This is a genomic window from Escherichia sp. HH091_1A (genome assembly GCF_030295175.1).
GTDB classification, from domain to species: Bacteria; Pseudomonadota; Gammaproteobacteria; order Enterobacterales; family Enterobacteriaceae; genus Escherichia; species Escherichia coli_F.
Genome location: NZ_AP025747.1, coordinates 1,504,629 through 1,522,479, shown reverse-complemented (window position 1 = coordinate 1,522,479; position 17,851 = coordinate 1,504,629). Strand labels below are relative to the sequence as shown.

The 17,851-nt window shown below is 50.4% G+C and carries 12 protein-coding genes and 1 pseudogene; 11 read left to right on the top strand and 2 right to left on the bottom strand.

From position 1 onward, the window contains the following. Positions 1-388: 388 nt before the first annotated feature. Positions 389-3,255 (top strand): annotated as a pseudogene (locus tag QUF14_RS07490) (autotransporter outer membrane beta-barrel domain-containing protein). Positions 3,256-3,354: 99 nt separating this feature from the next. Here the strand turns inward: QUF14_RS07490 and dhaR are convergent. Next, positions 3,355-5,274, bottom strand: coding sequence for a dihydroxyacetone kinase operon transcriptional regulator DhaR (gene dhaR / locus QUF14_RS07485; protein ID WP_100733947.1), 1,920 nt, complete (start codon positions 5,272-5,274; stop codon positions 3,355-3,357). Positions 5,275-5,501: 227 nt separating this feature from the next. Between dhaR and dhaK the strand changes: the two genes are divergently transcribed. The 10 genes from dhaK to QUF14_RS07435 all read left to right on the top strand — a co-directional run bounded on the left by dhaK (position 5,502) and on the right by QUF14_RS07435 (position 17,418). Next, on the top strand, positions 5,502-6,572 hold the full coding sequence (gene dhaK / locus QUF14_RS07480; protein ID WP_000733740.1) for a dihydroxyacetone kinase subunit DhaK: 1,071 nt from the start codon (positions 5,502-5,504) through the stop codon (positions 6,570-6,572). A 10-nt stretch (positions 6,573-6,582) separates the two neighbouring features. Next, on the top strand, positions 6,583-7,215 hold the full coding sequence (dhaL, locus tag QUF14_RS07475) for a dihydroxyacetone kinase subunit DhaL (RefSeq protein ID WP_001353268.1): 633 nt from the start codon (positions 6,583-6,585) through the stop codon (positions 7,213-7,215). A 10-nt stretch (positions 7,216-7,225) separates the two neighbouring features. Then, positions 7,226-8,644 carry a dihydroxyacetone kinase phosphoryl donor subunit DhaM gene (gene dhaM, locus QUF14_RS07470; protein WP_024211931.1) on the top strand — a complete coding sequence of 473 codons (1,419 nt, stop codon included), beginning with the start codon at positions 7,226-7,228 and terminating at the stop codon, positions 8,642-8,644. Positions 8,645-8,964: 320 nt separating this feature from the next. Beyond that, complete coding sequence (gene treA, locus QUF14_RS07465) at positions 8,965-10,662, top strand: alpha,alpha-trehalase (RefSeq protein ID WP_000648203.1); 1,698 nt, start codon at positions 8,965-8,967, stop codon at positions 10,660-10,662. A gap of 329 nt (positions 10,663-10,991) precedes the next feature. Beyond that, positions 10,992-12,014: an iron ABC transporter substrate-binding protein gene (locus tag QUF14_RS07460; RefSeq protein WP_000060132.1), complete on the top strand. Its 1,023-nt coding sequence runs from the start codon at positions 10,992-10,994 to the stop codon at positions 12,012-12,014. Continuing rightward, a complete protein-coding gene (locus QUF14_RS07455) occupies positions 12,014-12,994 on the top strand; it encodes a FecCD family ABC transporter permease (RefSeq protein ID WP_001261252.1) in 981 nt (326 codons plus the stop codon). The genes QUF14_RS07460 and QUF14_RS07455 overlap by 1 nt, the downstream gene beginning before the upstream one ends. Beyond that, positions 12,991-13,749, top strand: coding sequence for an ABC transporter ATP-binding protein (locus tag QUF14_RS07450; protein WP_000173306.1), 759 nt, complete (start codon positions 12,991-12,993; stop codon positions 13,747-13,749). Before QUF14_RS07455 ends, QUF14_RS07450 begins: the two co-directional genes overlap by 4 nt. A gap of 9 nt (positions 13,750-13,758) precedes the next feature. Then, positions 13,759-14,571, top strand: a complete 813-nt coding sequence (locus QUF14_RS07445; protein ID WP_000904000.1) for a class I SAM-dependent methyltransferase — start codon at positions 13,759-13,761, stop codon at positions 14,569-14,571. After that, entirely contained in the window at positions 14,568-15,422 is an 855-nt protein-coding gene (gene modD, locus QUF14_RS07440) for a ModD protein (protein WP_000576829.1), read from the top strand. The genes QUF14_RS07445 and modD overlap by 4 nt, the downstream gene beginning before the upstream one ends. 25 nt (positions 15,423-15,447) lie before the next feature. Beyond that, on the top strand, positions 15,448-17,418 hold the full coding sequence (locus QUF14_RS07435; RefSeq protein WP_024211930.1) for a TonB-dependent receptor plug domain-containing protein: 1,971 nt from the start codon (positions 15,448-15,450) through the stop codon (positions 17,416-17,418). Between the two features lie 49 nt (positions 17,419-17,467). Here the strand turns inward: QUF14_RS07435 and QUF14_RS07430 are convergent, their stop codons facing one another. Beyond that, the gene (locus QUF14_RS07430; protein ID WP_000511315.1) at positions 17,468-17,722 is read right to left on the bottom strand and encodes a GlsB/YeaQ/YmgE family stress response membrane protein; all 255 of its coding nucleotides are present in this window, start codon (positions 17,720-17,722) and stop codon (positions 17,468-17,470) included. Between the last annotated feature and the right edge of the window lie 129 nt (positions 17,723-17,851).

Here is a 17,851-nt window from a genome sequence, read left to right as displayed (position 1 = left end):
AAAAATGACTCATATTGTTTTGTTATGCAGATACATCAAGCGAAAATCCCATAACTAATTAGGATTATTACCAAAAATATTCACCAAATTATTTAACCGCTGTTTGTTGTAATGTTTTTGTCATATTCATAGTAACGAATTGGAATAAGTAACGACAACTTAGGGAATAACTCGATCTAAACTCACCTTTGTAAGGGGGATGTTAAATATATATTAATTCCTGTGTTCCTGATTTTGCCCGGTAATAGAGAATTATTCTCAGAGCAGCTCATCATGATTGCACCATACAAATATCATGATGATAAGAGGATATTATTCATTGACTTAAACAAAATGACAAAATCCATAGCCCCATAGCCCCATAGCTTGGGTACTATATAGGAGTGGTATGGGCATCAAACAACACAATGGGAATACCAAAGCCGATCGTCTCGCTGAATTAAAAATCCGTTCGCCCTCCATTCAACTGATAAAATATGGCGCTATTGGTTTGAATGCAATTATCTTTTCCCCCCTGCTGATAGCTGCTGATTTAGGAAGTCAAAATGGCACCAATATTACTATTAATGATGGTGACAGAATTACAGGAGATACCGCCGATCCATCAGGAAACCTCTATGGTGTAATGACCCCAGCAGGAAACACGCCTGGCAATATCAACCTGGGTGATGATGTCACCGTCAATGTCAACGACGCCTCTGGATATGCAAAGGGAATCATTATTCAGGGCAAGAACAGCTCTCTGACAGCTAACCGACTTACAGTAGATGTTGTTGGTCAAACCTCTGCCATCGGCATTAATTTAATTGGTGACTATACACATGCTGACTTAGGCACAGGCAGCACCATTAAGAGTAACGATGACGGCATCATTATTGGGCATAGCTCAACACTAACAGCCTCTCAATTCACCATTGAAAACTCAAACGGTATAGGCCTAACCATCAATGAATATGGCACCAGTGTCGATCTTGGAAGCGGTAGTAAAATCAAGACCGATGGAAGTACAGGTGTTTATATCGGTGGTCTCAACGGCAATAACGCCAACGGTGCTGCGCGTTTTACGGCGACAGACCTGACAATCGATGTTCAGGGCTACAGCGCCATGGGAATAAACGTACAGAAAAACTCTGTTGTCGATCTCGGAACAAACAGTACCATTAAAACCAATGGCGATAATGCACACGGCCTCTGGAGCTTTGGCCAGGTGAGCGCGAATGCACTCACTGTTGATGTAACTGGAGCCGCTGCCAATGGCGTCGAAGTTCGTGGTGGTACAACCACTATCGGTGCTGATAGCCATATTTCTTCCGCGCAGGGCGGTGGCCTCGTAACCAGTGGTTCAGACGCGACAATCAATTTTTCTGGCACGGCAGCGCAACGAAACAGCATCTTTTCCAGCGGTTCTTATGGTGCCTCAGCCCAGACGGCAACGGCTGTTATCAACATGCAAAATACCGATATTACGGTTGATCGTAATGGCAGTCTGGCGCTGGGTTTGTGGGCGCTCAGCGGCGGTAGAATAACCGGAGACAGTTTGGCTATCACTGGCGCGGCAGGAGCCAGGGGGATTTATGCCATGACCAACAGCCAGATCGATCTCACGAGCGATCTGGTCATTGATATGAGTACACCCGACCAGATGGCCATCGCAACGCAACATGACGATGGTTATGCCGCCAGCCGCATCAACGCCTCGGGTCGTATGCTTATCAACGGTAGCGTTCTTTCTAAAGGTGGGCTAATCAATCTGGATATGCACCCTGGGTCGGTTTGGACAGGTTCTTCCCTCAGCGATAATGTCAATGGCGGGAAACTGGACGTTGCAATGAATAACAGCGTCTGGAACGTAACAAGTAATTCTAATCTCGACACGCTGGCGCTGAGCCATTCAACTGTCGATTTTGCCAGCCACGCGTCAACTGCCGGCACATTTACCACATTAAACGTAGAGAACCTTAGCGGTAACAGTACCTTTATTATGCGTGCTGATGTTGTTGGCGAGGGTAATGGCGTTAATAATAAAGGAGATTTATTGAATATCTGCGGGAGTAGTGCTGGTAATCACGTATTGGCTATCCGTAACCAGGGCAGCGAGGCCACAACGGGAAATGAAGTTCTGACAGTGGTAAAAACCACTGACGGCGCGGCCTCGTTCAGCGCGTCTTCTCAGGTTGAGTTGGGGGGATATCTGTATGATGTGCGTAAAAATGGCACTAACTGGGAGCTTTATGCTTCCGGGACAATTCCGGAGCCGACTCCTAATCCAGAGCCCACACCAGCTCCCGCTCAGCCCCCATAGTCAACCCCGATCCTACGCCTGCCCCCGCTCCCACGCCTAAACCCACCACGACCGCAGATGCTGGCGGCAATTATCTCAATGTCGGTTACTTATTGAACTATGTTGAAAACCGTACGCTGATGCAACGGATGGGTGACCTGCGAAATCAGGGTAAAGACGGTAATATCTGGTTGCGCAGTTATGGGGGAAGCCTGGACTCCTTTGCCAGTGGCAAACTGAGCGGCTTTGACATGGGTTACAGCGGTATCCAGTTTGGTGGGGATAAACGTCTCTCTGATGAAATGCCGTTGTATGTCGGTCTGTATATTGGCTCAACACATGCATCGCCGGACTATAGCGGAGGCGACGGTACCGCACGTTCAGACTACATGGGAATGTACGCCAGTTACATGGCACACAACGGTTTTTACAGCGATCTCGTTGTAAAAGCATCGCACCAGAAAAATAGTTTCCACGTACTGGACAGTCAGAACAACGGCGTTAACGCCAACGGCACTGCGAATGGATTGAGCATCTCCCTGGAAGCCGGGCAGAGGTTCAACCTGACCCCTACTGGTTATGGGTTCTATATAGAGCCGCAAACCCAGCTCACATACAGCCACCAGAATGGGATGGCTATGAAGGCGAGTAATGGTCTCAATATACATCTGAATCACTACGAATCGCTGCTGGGGCGTGCCAGCATGATACTGGGATATGACATCACCGCAGGCAACAGCCAGCTGAATGTCTATGTGAAGACTGGCGCTATCCGCGAGTTTTCAGGGGATACCGAATATCTGTTGAACAACTCCCGGGAGAAGTACAGTTTCAAAGGTAATGGCTGGAATAACGGCGTGGGAGTCAGTGCACAGTATAACAAACAGCACACATTCTATCTCGAAGCGGATTACACGCAGGGTAACCTCTTTGATCAGAAGCAAGTCAACGGAGGATATCGCTTCAGCTTTTAAGTGCGGGATAGACAAGCCCTTAAACGATGCTGAAAATTTTTAGCGTGCGCCGGAATGAAATACAGATCACTCTGATGTATCAGAAATCGTCTCTGTCTTTCATACCCGGCGCTTAAACTGCCCTGCATCAATGCCATGTTGCTTCATTTTCCGCCACAGCGTAGTGCGGCCGATTCCAAGTAAAGCCGACATTTCCTGAATGCGACCGCCTGTGACCTGGGCTGCGTTAATAATTGCCTCTTTTTCAACTTCCGCAAATGACAGACTGGTGGAAAGGCGAGTGGCGCTGACATCATCTGTCGCCTGCTCGGTAAACAGATGTTCAGGTAAATCACTGACGCGAATGCGCCCGTTATCACTACTCAGAGCAAGATTCTCGATGACGCTGTAAAGTTCAAAATCGTTGCCTGGCCATGCACAAGAAACCAGGCGAGCGAGGGCATCGCCATCAATTTTCAGACGCGTAGAGAAGCGTTTTTCAAGACTGCGTAATTTGTTATTCACCAGCGCCGGAATGCTGCCACGCCGCATACGCAGAGGCGGGATGGTAATTTCAAATGCATGCAGCGCGTAATACAGCTGGCGACTAAAGCGATTTTGTTCCACCAGCATTGCCAGGTCCGCGGTCGTTGTGGCAATCACTTTGACATCAATTGGTATTAAACGCCGCGCATCCAGTCGCGTGATAACACCCTGCTTGATAACCTGAAGCAAAGCAGACTGTAACTCCACCGCCAGATATTCAATCTTTTCAAGAAACAGCGTGCCGCCGTGCGCCAGTTCCAGTCGACTCAGACGACCATTTTCATTGTCCGTGCGATCGCCGCCAATAAATTCTTCCGCCAGCGCCGCATCACCATATAACTCACAATTGACGGCGATATAAGGCCCCGCTGCACGCTCACTTTCATTATGAATTGCCTGACTTAGCAGTGCCTTGCCCACGCCCTCTTCTCCACAAAGCAGGACAGGAAAGCTACTGCGCGCCGCCTGGCGACCAAAATGAATCAAGCGGCGGGTTTGCGGATCGTCCTGTGGCATATGAGCGAAAGTATGGCTGACTTTTCCTAATTGACTGGTCATTAACTGCCGCATCTGTTCCACAGGATGGAGCAACAAAATAAAGCTGGTTCCCTGCGTTTCTATTATCGGTTTAAGGGTTATCACCGCATCAATAAACTGGTGCTGACTTTCAAAGGTTGCTTCTACGTGTTTGAGCGGATGTGCCTGTTTTATTGCTTGTTGCAATACGGCGGGTAACGTTAAGAGTTCAGTGATCGCCCTTCCCTGACTTGCCGTCGCGTCAAGGCGCAAGGCCCGCGCCGCCTGGGCATTGATAAATTGCAAATTACCCTGCTCGTCCCAGCTAATCACGCCATCATCCATACTTTCTAACAGGGCATTAAGTTGATTTAAATGACGGTTAGTTTCAGCGAGCAAACTGTCCGTCAGCAGTAAATTTCCGACCTCGCGTGCGATTGCCAACGTCAACGGCAAATCAGCTGCGGTAGTTTGCTCAACCGGACACGCCAGCGCTATTGTTCCCGTCAATCGGCCCTTGCTGTCAAACAACGGTGTTGCACAAAAGGCCCAGTTCCAGAGTGCCTGTTTGAAATGTTGATCGGCCATCGTTTTCACGGCCTGACCAGAGATAGCCGCTAACGATAGCGCACAGGTACCAATAATTCCCTCTGCGCAATACGTGCCGTCATTGAATCCCAGGACACTAAGCTGGTGCAGCGTTTGTGGATCACCAAAACGACTAAGGATGCAGGCGGTTTCATCAAGGATGAACAGTCCGCACGCCCGCGATTCCATATATTCCCAGGCATCTTCCAGCGCAGCCTGCCCGAGCGTCAGCATCGCTTTCTTACGCCGATAGATAGTAGCAAATGTCACGCCCTGGGCCTGGTGCGGTACGCTCCATGTCTCCCGTTTCATCAGTTTATTGCATCGCTCCCAGGAGGCTGCAATTAAGGGAGATATGCCCCGTTCATCGTTGTTAAAAGCGCCACTCATATCCCGCATCCTTTGTGACAAAAGGTGTTCCGGCTCGCAATTTTTAGTATTAAAACGCGTAAAAGTTTCAATATGGAACATTCATTAAAACATATGTTTCACCATGAAACATAATTTGGGCTAATTTTCTTTTCCCTTACCTGATGCACAATGGATTTATCGGCAGTCAGTGGTCGCCGTGTCGTTGAACATCATCCATGCCCTACCGTAATTGCTGGAGCAAGATAATGAAAAAATTGATCAATGATGTGCAAGACGTTCTGGACGAACAACTGGCGGGTCTGGCGAAAGCACATTCATCGCTGACACTGCATCAGGATCCGGTGTATGTCACCCGAGCTGATGCCCCCGTTGCAGGAAAAGTCGCCCTGCTGTCGGGCGGCGGCAGCGGACACGAACCGATGCACTGCGGTTATATCGGTCAGGGGATGCTTTCGGGGGCCTGTCCGGGCGAAATATTCACCTCACCGACGCCCGATAAAATTTTTGAATGCGCCATGCAAGTTGATGGCGGCGAAGGTGTACTGCTGATTATCAAAAATTACACCGGCGATATTCTTAACTTTGAAACAGCAACAGAATTACTGCACGATAGCGGCGTAAAAGTGACCACCGTGGTCATTGATGACGACGTTGCAGTAAAAGACAGTCTTTATACCGCTGGGCGGCGCGGCGTTGCCAACACCGTATTAATCGAAAAACTCGTAGGCGCAGCGGCAGAACGTGGCGACTCGCTGGAGGCTTGTGCACAACTGGGGCGTAAGTTGAACAATCAGGGCCATTCTATTGGTATCGCCATCAATGCCTGTACCGTTCCTGCCGCGGGAAAACCTTCTTTTACGCTGGCAGATAATGAGATGGAGTTTGGCGTCGGCATTCATGGTGAGCCGGGTATTGACCGCCGCCCCTTCTCCTCCCTTGACCAAACAGTTGATCAAATGTTCTACACCCTGCTGGAAAATGGCACATACCACCGCACGCTCCGCTTCTGGGATTATCGACAAGGTAGCTGGCAGGAAGAGACGCAAACTAAACAACCGCTTCAGTCTGGCGATCGAGTAATTGCACTCGTCAACAATCTTGGTGCAACTCCGCTTTCTGAACTGTATGGCGTCTATAACCGCCTGGCCACGCGTTGCCAGCAAGCGGGCTTGACTATCGAGCGCAATTTAATCGGCGCGTATTGTACCTCACTGGACATGACCGGTTTTTCCATCACCTTACTGAAAGTTGATGACGAAACGCTGGCGTTATGGGACGCCCCGGTCCACACCCCGGCGCTTAACTGGGGTAAATAAGGAGATAACCATGTCACTGAGCAGAACTCAAATTGTTAACTGGCTCACTCGCTGTGGAGAAATTTTCAGCAAAGAGAGCGAGTATCTTACCGGACTGGATCGCGAAATTGGCGACGCTGACCACGGGCTAAATATGAACCGTGGCTTTAGCAAGGTGGTAGAAAAACTCCCTGCTATCGCAGATAAAGATATCGGTTTCATTCTCAAGAATACCGGCATGACGCTGCTTTCCAGCGTCGGTGGTGCCAGTGGTCCGCTGTTCGGTACTTTCTTTATCCGCGCCGCACAGGCGACACAGGCACGGCAAAGCCTGACGCTGGAAGAACTGTATCAGATGTTCCGCGATGGTGTAGACGGCGTAATCAGCCGCGGGAAAGCCGAACCTGGCGATAAAACTATGTGTGATGTCTGGGTGCCGGTGGTGGAATCGTTACGTCAGTCCAGCGAGCAAAATCTCTCTGTTCCGGTGGCGCTCGAAGCCGCCAGTAGCGTCGCTGAATCCGCTGCACAAAGTACGATTACGATGCAAGCCCGCAAAGGCCGCGCCAGTTATCTCGGTGAACGCAGTATTGGTCACCAGGATCCCGGCGCGACCTCCGTGATGTTTATGATGCAAATGCTGGCGTTAGCCGCAAAAGAGTAAGGAAATGGTGATGGTAAACCTGGTCATAGTTTCACATAGCGCCCGACTGGGAGAAGGTGTCGGTGAATTAGCCCGTCAGATGTTAATGAGTGATAGCTGTAAAATCGCCATTGCCGCGGGAATTGACGATCCCCAAAATCCCATTGGTACCGATGCCGTCAAAGTGATGGAGGCCATCGAGTCCGTTGCCGATGCCGACCATGTGCTGGTGATGATGGATATGGGTAGCGCATTATTGAGTGCTGAAACTGCACTGGAGTTGCTGGCCCCCGAGATCGCCGCAAAAGTACGTTTGTGTGCGGCACCGTTAGTCGAAGGTACACTGGCAGCAACAGTCAGCGCGGCCTCGGGAGCAGATATCGACAAAGTTATCTATGACGCCATGCATGCGCTGGAAGCCAAACGTGAACAACTGGGTTTACCGTCCTCCGACACCGAAATCGCTGACACATGTCCTCCGTACGATGAAGAAGCCCATTCTCTGGCCGTGGTCATTAAAAACCGTAACGGCCTTCATGTACGTCCGGCCTCCCGGCTGGTTTATACCTTATCGACATTTAATGCCGATATGTTGCTGGAGAAAAACGGTAAATGCGTCACGCCGGAGAGTATTAACCAGATCGCGCTACTACAAGTCCGCTATAACGATACGCTGCGCCTGATTGCGAAAGGGCCAGAAGCTGAAGAGGCGCTGGTTGCTTTCCGTCAGCTGGCTGAAGATAACTTTGGTGAAACGGAAGAAGTTGCTCCGCCTACTCAGCGGCCCATTCCGCCTTTTTCGGGTAAAGCCTTTTATTATCAACCAGTTTTATGTACGGTACAGGCAAAATCAACTCTGACCGTGGAAGAAGAACAAGAACGATTACGTCAGGCAATTGACTTCACGTTATTAGATCTGATGACGTTAACAGCAAAAGCAGAAGCGAGCGGGCTTGACGATATTGCCGCAATCTTTTCTGGTCACCATACACTGTTAGATGATCCAGAACTGCTGGCGGCGGCAAACGAATTTCTTCAGCATGAGCATTGCACAGCAGAATATGCCTGGCAGCACGTTCTTAAAGAACTAAGCCAGCAATACCAACAACTGGATGATGAATATTTACAGGCTCGCTATATCGATGTGGACGATCTTCTACATCGCACCCTAATCCACCTGACGCAAACGAAAGAAGAACTCCCGCAATTTAACTCGCCAACCATTTTACTGGCGGAGAACATTTATCCGTCCACGGTTCTGCAACTGGATCCGGCGGTTGTAAAAGGGATCTGCCTTAGCGCCGGAAGTCCGGTATCCCACAGCGCCCTAATCGCCCACGAACTGGGGATTGGCTGGATTTGCCAGCAGGGTGAGAAACTGTATGCGATACAACCTGAAGAAACGTTAACGCTGGACGTTAAAACGCAACGTTTCAGCCATCAGGGATAAACCACCGTTCGGATGGCATCGTTCTGATGCCATCCGGCAATTTACTCTGCTCTGATATTTTTTAACTACCTGTTATATTTTTTACCAAATCATGATGATTTTTTCTGCGCTAATCGCAAACCAAACGTCGCTGGCTGGCTAATAAACAGACTTTATTTAATTACTCTATTTCACCCTTATTTATCCCTTTAATCTCCTTTTCCAAAATGCCTGACAGTTCGCAGAATGAGATTTCGATCATGCAGTTAGTGCGATCCTGAACTAAGGTTTTCTGATACTTGAATACCGTTTTGTTCGGTTTCGCCCAAGGAGAATGATTGATGAAAGCCACCGCCCCTCCTCGTCCGCAAAAAATAGCGTTAATTCCCGCCTGCGTTTTGTTGTGTTTCGCTGCGCTAGCGGTGCAGGCAGAAGAAACGCCAGTAACGCCACAGCCGCCTGATATTTTGTTAGGGCCGCTGTTTAACGATGTGCAAAACGCCAAACTTTTTCCGGACCAAAAGACCTTTGCTGATGCCGTGCCGAACAGCGATCCGCTAATGATCCTTGCAGATTATCGAATGCAGCAAAACCAGAGCGGCTTTGATCTGCGCCATTTCGTTAACGTCAATTTCACTCTGCCGAAAGAGGGAGAGAAATATGTTCCGCCAGAAGGGCAGTCGCTGCGCGAACATATTGACGGACTTTGGCCTGTATTAACGCGTTCTACCGAAAACACCGAAAAATGGGATTCTCTGTTACCGCTGCCGGAACCTTATGTCGTGCCGGGCGGACGTTTTCGCGAGGTATATTACTGGGACAGTTACTTCACCATGTTAGGGCTTGCCGAAAGCGGTCACTGGGATAAAGTCGCGGATATGGTGGCCAATTTTGCTCATGAAATAGACACTTACGGGCATATTCCCAACGGCAACCGCAGTTACTATTTAAGCCGCTCGCAACCGCCATTCTTTGCCCTGATGGTAGAGTTACTGGCGCAGCATGAAGGCGATGCCGCGTTGAAGCAATATCTGCCGCAAATGCAAAAAGAATATGCTTACTGGATGGACGGTGTTGAAAACCTGCAAGCCGGACAACAGGAAAAACGCGTTGTAAAACTTCAGGATGGTACCCTTCTCAACCGCTACTGGGACGATCGCGATACGCCACGACCAGAGTCATGGGTGGAAGATATTGCCACCGCCAAAAGCAACCCGAACCGGCCTGCCACTGAAATTTACCGCGACCTGCGCTCTGCCGCTGCGTCTGGCTGGGATTTCAGCTCGCGCTGGATGGACAATCCGCAGCAGTTAAATACCTTACGCACCACCAGCATCGTACCGGTCGATCTGAACAGCCTGATGTTTAAAATGGAAAAAATCCTCGCCCGCGCCAGCAAAGCTGCCGGAGATAACGCGATGGCAAACCAGTACGAAACGCTGGCGAATGCCCGTCAAAAAGGGATCGAAAAATATCTGTGGAACGATCAACAAGGCTGGTATGCCGATTACGATCTGAAAAGTCATAAAGTGCGCAATCAGTTAACCGCTGCCGCCCTGTTCCCGCTGTACGTCAATGCGGCAGCGAAAGATCGCGCCAACAAAATGGCGACGGCGACGAAAACACATCTGCTGCAACCAGGCGGCCTGAACACCACGTCGGTGAAAAGTGGGCAACAATGGGATGCGCCAAACGGCTGGGCACCGTTGCAGTGGGTCGCGACAGAAGGATTACAAAACTACGGGCAAAAAGAGGTGGCGATGGACATTAGCTGGCACTTCCTTACCAATGTTCAGCACACCTATGACCGGGAGAAAAAGCTGGTGGAAAAATATGATGTCAGCACCACCGGAACAGGGGGCGGCGGTGGCGAATATCCATTACAGGATGGCTTTGGCTGGACCAATGGCGTGACGCTGAAAATGCTGGATTTGATCTGCCCGAAAGAGCAACCGTGTGACAATGTTCCGGCGACGCGTCCACTCAGTGAATCAACAACACAGCCGCTAAAACAAAAAGAGGCGGAACCTACGCCTTAACTTTACTGTATATCGAGCAATGCCATTACGTGCATAAAATTGGCATTGCTCTTTCTTCATCACGAAATACCACTCTTTCTACAGTCTATGCCTTTATTTTCTTTTATTAGGGAAGATTTTAATTTTATTTTATCAACTTATTAATCATTACACCTCTATTTATATTTTTCCCCACTCCCCATTCTCCCTGACAATTTTCTTGTGGAACAAAGTGTTATTTAAGAAACAAGCAAATCATTCTGTCTCTTTAGACAAATTTTGACATCAAACATGATCTTTTTAGCTATATATGTAAGTATATATCGGTTTTAATTATCAGGATATTACTTATGTCACTAACCAGACGGAGGTTTACACAGATTCTTGCGTCGACATTGTTCCTGCATCATCTGCCGTCCTTTGCACAATCAGTCAAATTCTGGGCCTCACTGACGCTTCCCGAAGCCCAAAACATTACACGCATCGTCAGCGCAGGCGCGCCCGCCGATTTACTATTGCTGGCTGTCGCGCCAGAAAAAATGGTCGGTTTTTCCTCTTTTGATTTTGCCCGTCAGGCATTAATTCCATTGCCAGAGCACATTCGCCAGTTCCCCAGGCTGGGACGACTCGCCGGGCGCGCCAGCACACTCTCGCTGGAAGGGCTTATGGCATTACATCCCGATTTGGTCGTTGATTGCGGCAATACGGATGAAACCTGGATCTCCCAGGCACGGCAGGTTAGCGAACAGACACAAATACCCTGGTTATTGCTTAACGGGAAACTGGAACAATCAGCAGAACAGTTAACAACGCTTGGCAAAACGTTAGGCGAAGAGCACCGCGCCGCAGAACAAGCCAATCTCGCCAGCCGCTTCGTTGGTGAAGCTAAGGCATTCGCCACCTCACCCGCCGCTAACCTCAGCTTTTATGCTGCGCGCGGTCCTCGAGGGCTGGAAACGGGCTTACAGGGTTCGTTGCATACCGAGGCGGCGGAATTATTAGGTTTGCACAACGTCGCGCAAATAGCCGATCGCCACGGTCTGACACAGGTTTCCATGGAAAATCTCCTGCGCTGGCAGCCGGATATTATTCTGGTTCAGGAGGCCGTTACTGCAGATTTTATTCGTCGTGATCCTCTCTGGCAGGGCGTGAAAGCGGTTGCGGAACAACGCATCTTATTTTTAAGTGGCCTGCCCTTTGGCTGGCTGGGTGCCCCGCCGGGAATCAACCGTCTTCTGGGATTACGCAGACTTCACGCCTGGCTGGATCCCGCCATCAATCGCCAGTTTAAAAGTGACATGCAGCATTACGCCCAACTGTTCTGGCATTGCCCATTAAGTGACGCCGACTATCAAAAATTGGTGGCGAGCTAATGAGAACCGTAAACGGATGTATTTTGCTGCTGGCAGCTATCAGTATCACTTTTGCCGCCGTAAGTGGGGCTTATCATCTCGATATACAGCAACTGCTGGCGCTCATTCTGCGTCAAGAAAATGTTCCTGTGCAGGAACAAATTGTCTTCTGGCAAATCCGCGTGCCGCGTATTCTTGCTGCGCTGTTTCTGGGCGCGGCGCTGGCAGGGGCCGGAACCACCTATCAGGGAATGTTCCGTAATCCCTTAGTGTCACCGGATATTTTAGGCGTCTCCGCCGGTGCCGGACTTGGTGCCTGCGCGGCAATCCTGTGGGGATTATCCATTGTTTACATCCAGCTGTACGCATTTTGCGGCGGGCTGATGGTGGTCGCGGGCGTCTGGTTGATTACGCGTCGGGTGACCCGCCACGATCCGATCTTAACCCTGGTGCTGGTAGGCATTGCGTTAGGAACGTTGTGCGGAGCGGGGATATCGCTAATAAAAACGCTGGCCGATCCTTACACCCAGTTACCGTCAATTACCTTCTGGTTGCTGGGGGGGCTGTCCACCGTGACCTTACGCGATCTCTGCTATGCTGCACCGATCATTCTCATAGGCTCCTTGCCCCTGTTTTTTCTCCGCTGGCGCATGAATTTACTCACGCTTTCCGACGACGAAGCCCATTCGCTGGGACTGAACGTGACACGTCTGCGCTTTGGATTGATTGTCTGCGCCACACTCATCACCGCCAGCACGGTAGCAATAGCGGGCATAATTGGTTGGGTCGGCCTGGTCGTTCCGCACATTGCCCGCTTGTTGACCGGTCATAACCATCAGCAGCTGTTGCCCATGGCAATGTGTACTGGCGCGATTCTGCTCCTGCTTACCGATACGCTGGCACGCAGCATTGGAACAACAGAAATCCCACTTGGCATTCTGACCGCTTTTGTTGGTGCACCGTTTTTCCTGTTTTTGTTGTTACGCGGAGGTCGCCAGTGACTTTGCTTGCCGTCCGTCATGCGTCTCTGGGTTACTCCCGCCATCCGATGCTACGCGACGTGTCCTTCACCCTGTCGCAAGGAACAATTTGTTGTCTGTTAGGAGCCAATGGTTGCGGCAAAACCACACTCATGCGCTCCATTCTTGGCGTTATACCGTTATTAAAAGGCGAGATCTTACTGGATAGCCTCCCTGTGCAGACACTCAGCCATCGCCAGCGCGCGCAGGCTATTGCCTGGGTGCCGCAGGCGCACGACGGCATTTTTGCTTTTAGTGTGCTGGATATGGTGTTGATGGGCCTGGCCCCCACCATAGGCGCTTTTTCCGTTCCCGGTAAGCAAGAACGCCTGAAAGCAACGGAGCAACTGGAAAAGCTGGGCATTTTGCATCTGGCGACACGACGCTGGAATACACTTAGCGGCGGTGAACGTCAGCTGGCTTTAATCGCCCGTGCACTCGTCCAGCAACCGCGCTTGTTATTACTGGATGAGCCTGCCTCCAGCCTCGATTTCGGTCATCAGATCCAACTACTGGACACGCTGGCGCAGCTCAAAAATAACGGCATGACAATGCTAATGTCGACTCATCATCCGCTCCATGCCAACGCCATTGCCGACAGCATTATCCAGGTAGAGCCAGATGGACGAGTAACACAAGGCTTACCGACCGAACAGTTAACAACGAACAAACTGGCTGCCCTGTATCGGGTTTCTGCCGATCAGATTCATCATCACCTCTCTGTAATTAGCCACTAAGGAACAATCATGCTCATTGATGATATTGATTTTGCGGACCTTTACCTGCAGCAACTCAAGCTGGCCCACCGCACAGAAAAAACGCCGGATCACTGGGATCAACGGGCGGAAAAAATGGCGGAAAATTGCGCCTCGCCTACGGACAGCTACCTGCAACAACTGACCGCTAAAATTGATCTGCAAGGCGCGCAGACCTTATTCGATATGGGCTGCGGACCGGGTACCGTATCGCTGGCGCTGGCTGACAAACTCACGACGATTTATGGCATTGATTACAGTCAGGGGATGCTGAAGGTTGCCGCCCGTCGCGCCGCCGCGCTAAAGGCAGACAATGTCCACTGGATCCAGCGCGCATGGGAAGAGGACTGGAGTGACCTGCCACGCTGCGATATTGCCGTGGCTTCCCGCTCCACTCTGGTGGCTGATATGCGCCAGGCAATGAGCAAACTGAATAATCAGGCACGGCTTCGCGTCTATACGACTCATCTGGTCAGCACCTCGTTCGTCTCTCCAGCCATTCAGCGGGCGGCTGGTCGGGAAGTGATCGAATTACCCAACTATATCTTTGCGCTCAACGTCCTGTATCAGATGGGAATTTATGCTCACGTTGATTTTATCCGCGGACAAAATTGCCCACAGGATAACAGCACCTGGGAACGTTTTGAGCAGAACGTCAGCTGGAGTCTGGGCGCGCTTAACGACGATGAGCGTGAGCGGTTATATCGCTGGTATCAACAACAAGATGCTCGTGCCCTCGCCCCTGCCAGCCGCGACTGGGCGCTCATCTGGTGGGATAGCGTACCACAAGAGGCACTGCGATGATTTTCCTTTCTCAGGCACAAATCGATGCGTTACTGCTGGAAGATATCCAGGGCGGTGACCTGACCACGCGAGCATTAAATATTGGACACCAGCATGGCTATATAGAGTTTTTTCTCCGTCAGGGCGGCTGCGTCAGCGGCATTTCTGTCGCGTGTAAGATGTTAACTACGCTGGGATTAACTATTGATGACGCGGTCAGCGACGGTTCACAAGCGAACGCGGGTCAGCGGCTAATCCGTGCGCAAGGTAATGCCGCAGCACTTCATCAGGGATGGAAGGCAGTCCAGAATGTGCTGGAGTGGAGTTGCGGTGTTTCTGATTATCTCGCTCAAATGCTGGCGTTACTTCGTGAACGTTACCCTGATGGCAATATCGCCTGCACCCGAAAAGCAATTCCGGGTACCCGCTTACTGGCCTCGCAGGCAATTCTGGCTGCCGGAGGACTGATTCATCGTGCCGGATGTGCGGAAACCATATTATTGTTTGCCAACCACCGCCATTTTCTTCATGACAATCAGGACTGGTCAGGCGCAATCAATCAGTTACGTCGCCACGCACCCGAGAAGAAAATAGTTGTTGAAGCCGACACGCCGAAAGAGGCAATCGCCGCGTTACGCGCGCAACCAGACGTACTTCAGCTCGACAAATTTAGTCCGCAACAGGCAACTGAAATTGCGCAAATAGCACCGTCGCTGGCTCCCCACTGCACGCTGGCTCTGACCGGCGGAATTAATCTGACAACACTCAAAAATTACCTCGACTGCGGCATTCGCCTTTTTATTACCTCCACGCCTTACTACGCGGCACCTGCTGACATTAAAGTCAGTCTGCAACCCGCAGCCTCTATTTAATTCTTTGTTAAACGGAATTTATTCTATGAGACTCAAAAAACGTTATCTCTGCACAGTATTATCACTTGCCTTTACCCAGCAGGCCGTAGCAGCTCAGGAGAGCGACACGCTGACCGTATGGTCCAGTCCGGTATCATCAACGACGACCACCGTTCTCGATCAACCCACCATGAAGGCCCTGGATAAACAGAATGTCGCTCAGGCATTAAGTGTCGTCCCCGGCGTGGTACTGCAAAAGTCAGGTAGCCGCAACGAAGAACAGGTCAAAGTTCGTGGCTTTGATAGTCGTCAGGTGCCGGTCTATTTCGACGGTGTGCCCATTTATGTTCCCTATGACGGCAACCTCGATCTGGCGCGGATTCTGACCAACAATTTGGGGGCAGTTGAAGTTTCCAAAGGGTATTCGTCGCTGCTTCAGGGGCCTAATCAGATGGTCGGAGCCATTAATATCACCACCCAGAAGCCAACAAAACCTCTGGAAGCAAGTCTGGGATATCGCCAGGGATGGAGCCGTAGCCAGGACAATGCCTACGATATGCATGCTTCATTTGCCGCCAGCAGCGATCTGGGGTATTTGCAAGTCAGCGGTAGCCAGCTAAAGCAGGATTTTCTCGGCCTGCCGCATGGTGTAAATAATGATATTGCAGGCAAACACGGCAAGATGATTAATTCATCGGCTGATGATAAACGCGGCATTGTGAAGCTCGGTTTTACACCACGCGAAAACGATGAATACACATTGACTTACATTAAGCAGGATGGTGAAAAAGATAACCCGCCATACAGTGGAAATAGTGGTCAGAAATCACGCTACTGGCAGTGGCCAGAGTATGACAAAGAAAGTTTTTATTATCAGGGAACGACCCAACTAAACGATCGTTTTACCCTGAAAAGTCGGCTGTATCGCGACACCTTTGAAAATACGCTAATGATGTACAACTCGCTGGCTGATTTGAAAAATAAAAAAGGCAGCTACAGCCATTATTCCGATTACAGCGACGGTGCCGGGTTACAACTGGCAGCCGATGTGCGTGAAAACGATCTGCTGTCGTTTGCCGTTAACTGGAAAGATGACGTACACCGGGAAAAAGGTGCGCCGCACGCCGCTTACGATCGCTATGAAGATCGTACCTGGTCGCTCGCCAGTGAATATCAATGGGCTGCTGCCGATAATGTCGATGTCGTGGCTGGAATCAGCTATGACTGGCGCGATAGCGTAGAAGCGAAAAAACATGAGAAAGATGGCAGTATCACCCATTATGACGACAACAATCAGTCAGCTTTTAACTGGCAGGTGATGGGGAAATACCACTTTGCCAATGAAGACACGCTGGCGCTTTCGTACTATGACCGCACACGCTTTCCGACGCTGAAAGAACGCTATACCACGTCCAAACCTGCGTATAACCAGATAGCGATTGTTAACCCGCAGCTCAAGCCGGAACGCGCGCGCGGGGTGGATTTAACCTGGAATGGTGCCTTCACGCACGACTGGGGATTTGAGGTCAGCGTTTACTATAACCGGGTGAGTGATGCCATCCTCTCGCACAATATCGATGCCGATACCATTCAAAATCAGAACAGCGGCACGGTGGATTACAGCGGTCTGGATGCCGGTATTAAGGGGAAAATCAGCAATATACTGGATGTAGGATTGAGCTACGCCCTGATCCACGCTGATGCCAAACGTAAAGACATCGGCAAGATAACCGATCTGCCAACGCAGACAATGACCGCATGGATGACTCTCAAACCGTGGGAGCCGTTAAGCGTAACGCTGTCGGAAGAGGCGCGTTCCTCCAGCTACAGCAACAGTGACGGTTCACAAAAAGCCGCCGGTTTTGCGGTGACCCACATTCGAGCCGATTACACCTTAGGTCATGGCTTCAGCGTTAATGCGTCGGTCAATAACCTGTTTGATACCAAATATGCCTACAGTGAAGGGTTTATTGAAGAAGGTCGCAATTTCTGGGCAGGTGTCGAATATACGTTCTGATGTGAAAGCGGATAGCAACATCTGTATCGCTATCCGCCTTATGAAAATCTTATTCTCTTCGCAGGAGGCGGAAAACACCCAGCACCAGGATAGCGCCCACTACCGCCACCAGGAAGCTGTGCAAATTAAAACCGCTGATGGAGCCGCCAATGCCAAACATGGTCGCCAGCCAGCCGCCGACCACCGCACCGACTATCCCAAGAATACAGGTCAGGAAAAATCCACCACCATCACGCCCCGGCATGATTAGCTTGGCGATAATGCCGGCTATCAGGCCAAAAATAATCCAGGCAATAATTCCCATGTTCAGGCCCTCGTTTCGATGAATCGGACGCAAGAAATGCTTACGTCAACGCTCTAAGTATAGGCAAGGGCGGGATCGATGCTGGGCGTATGTCGGCTGATTTAAGAACGACATGTAAAAAATATTCAC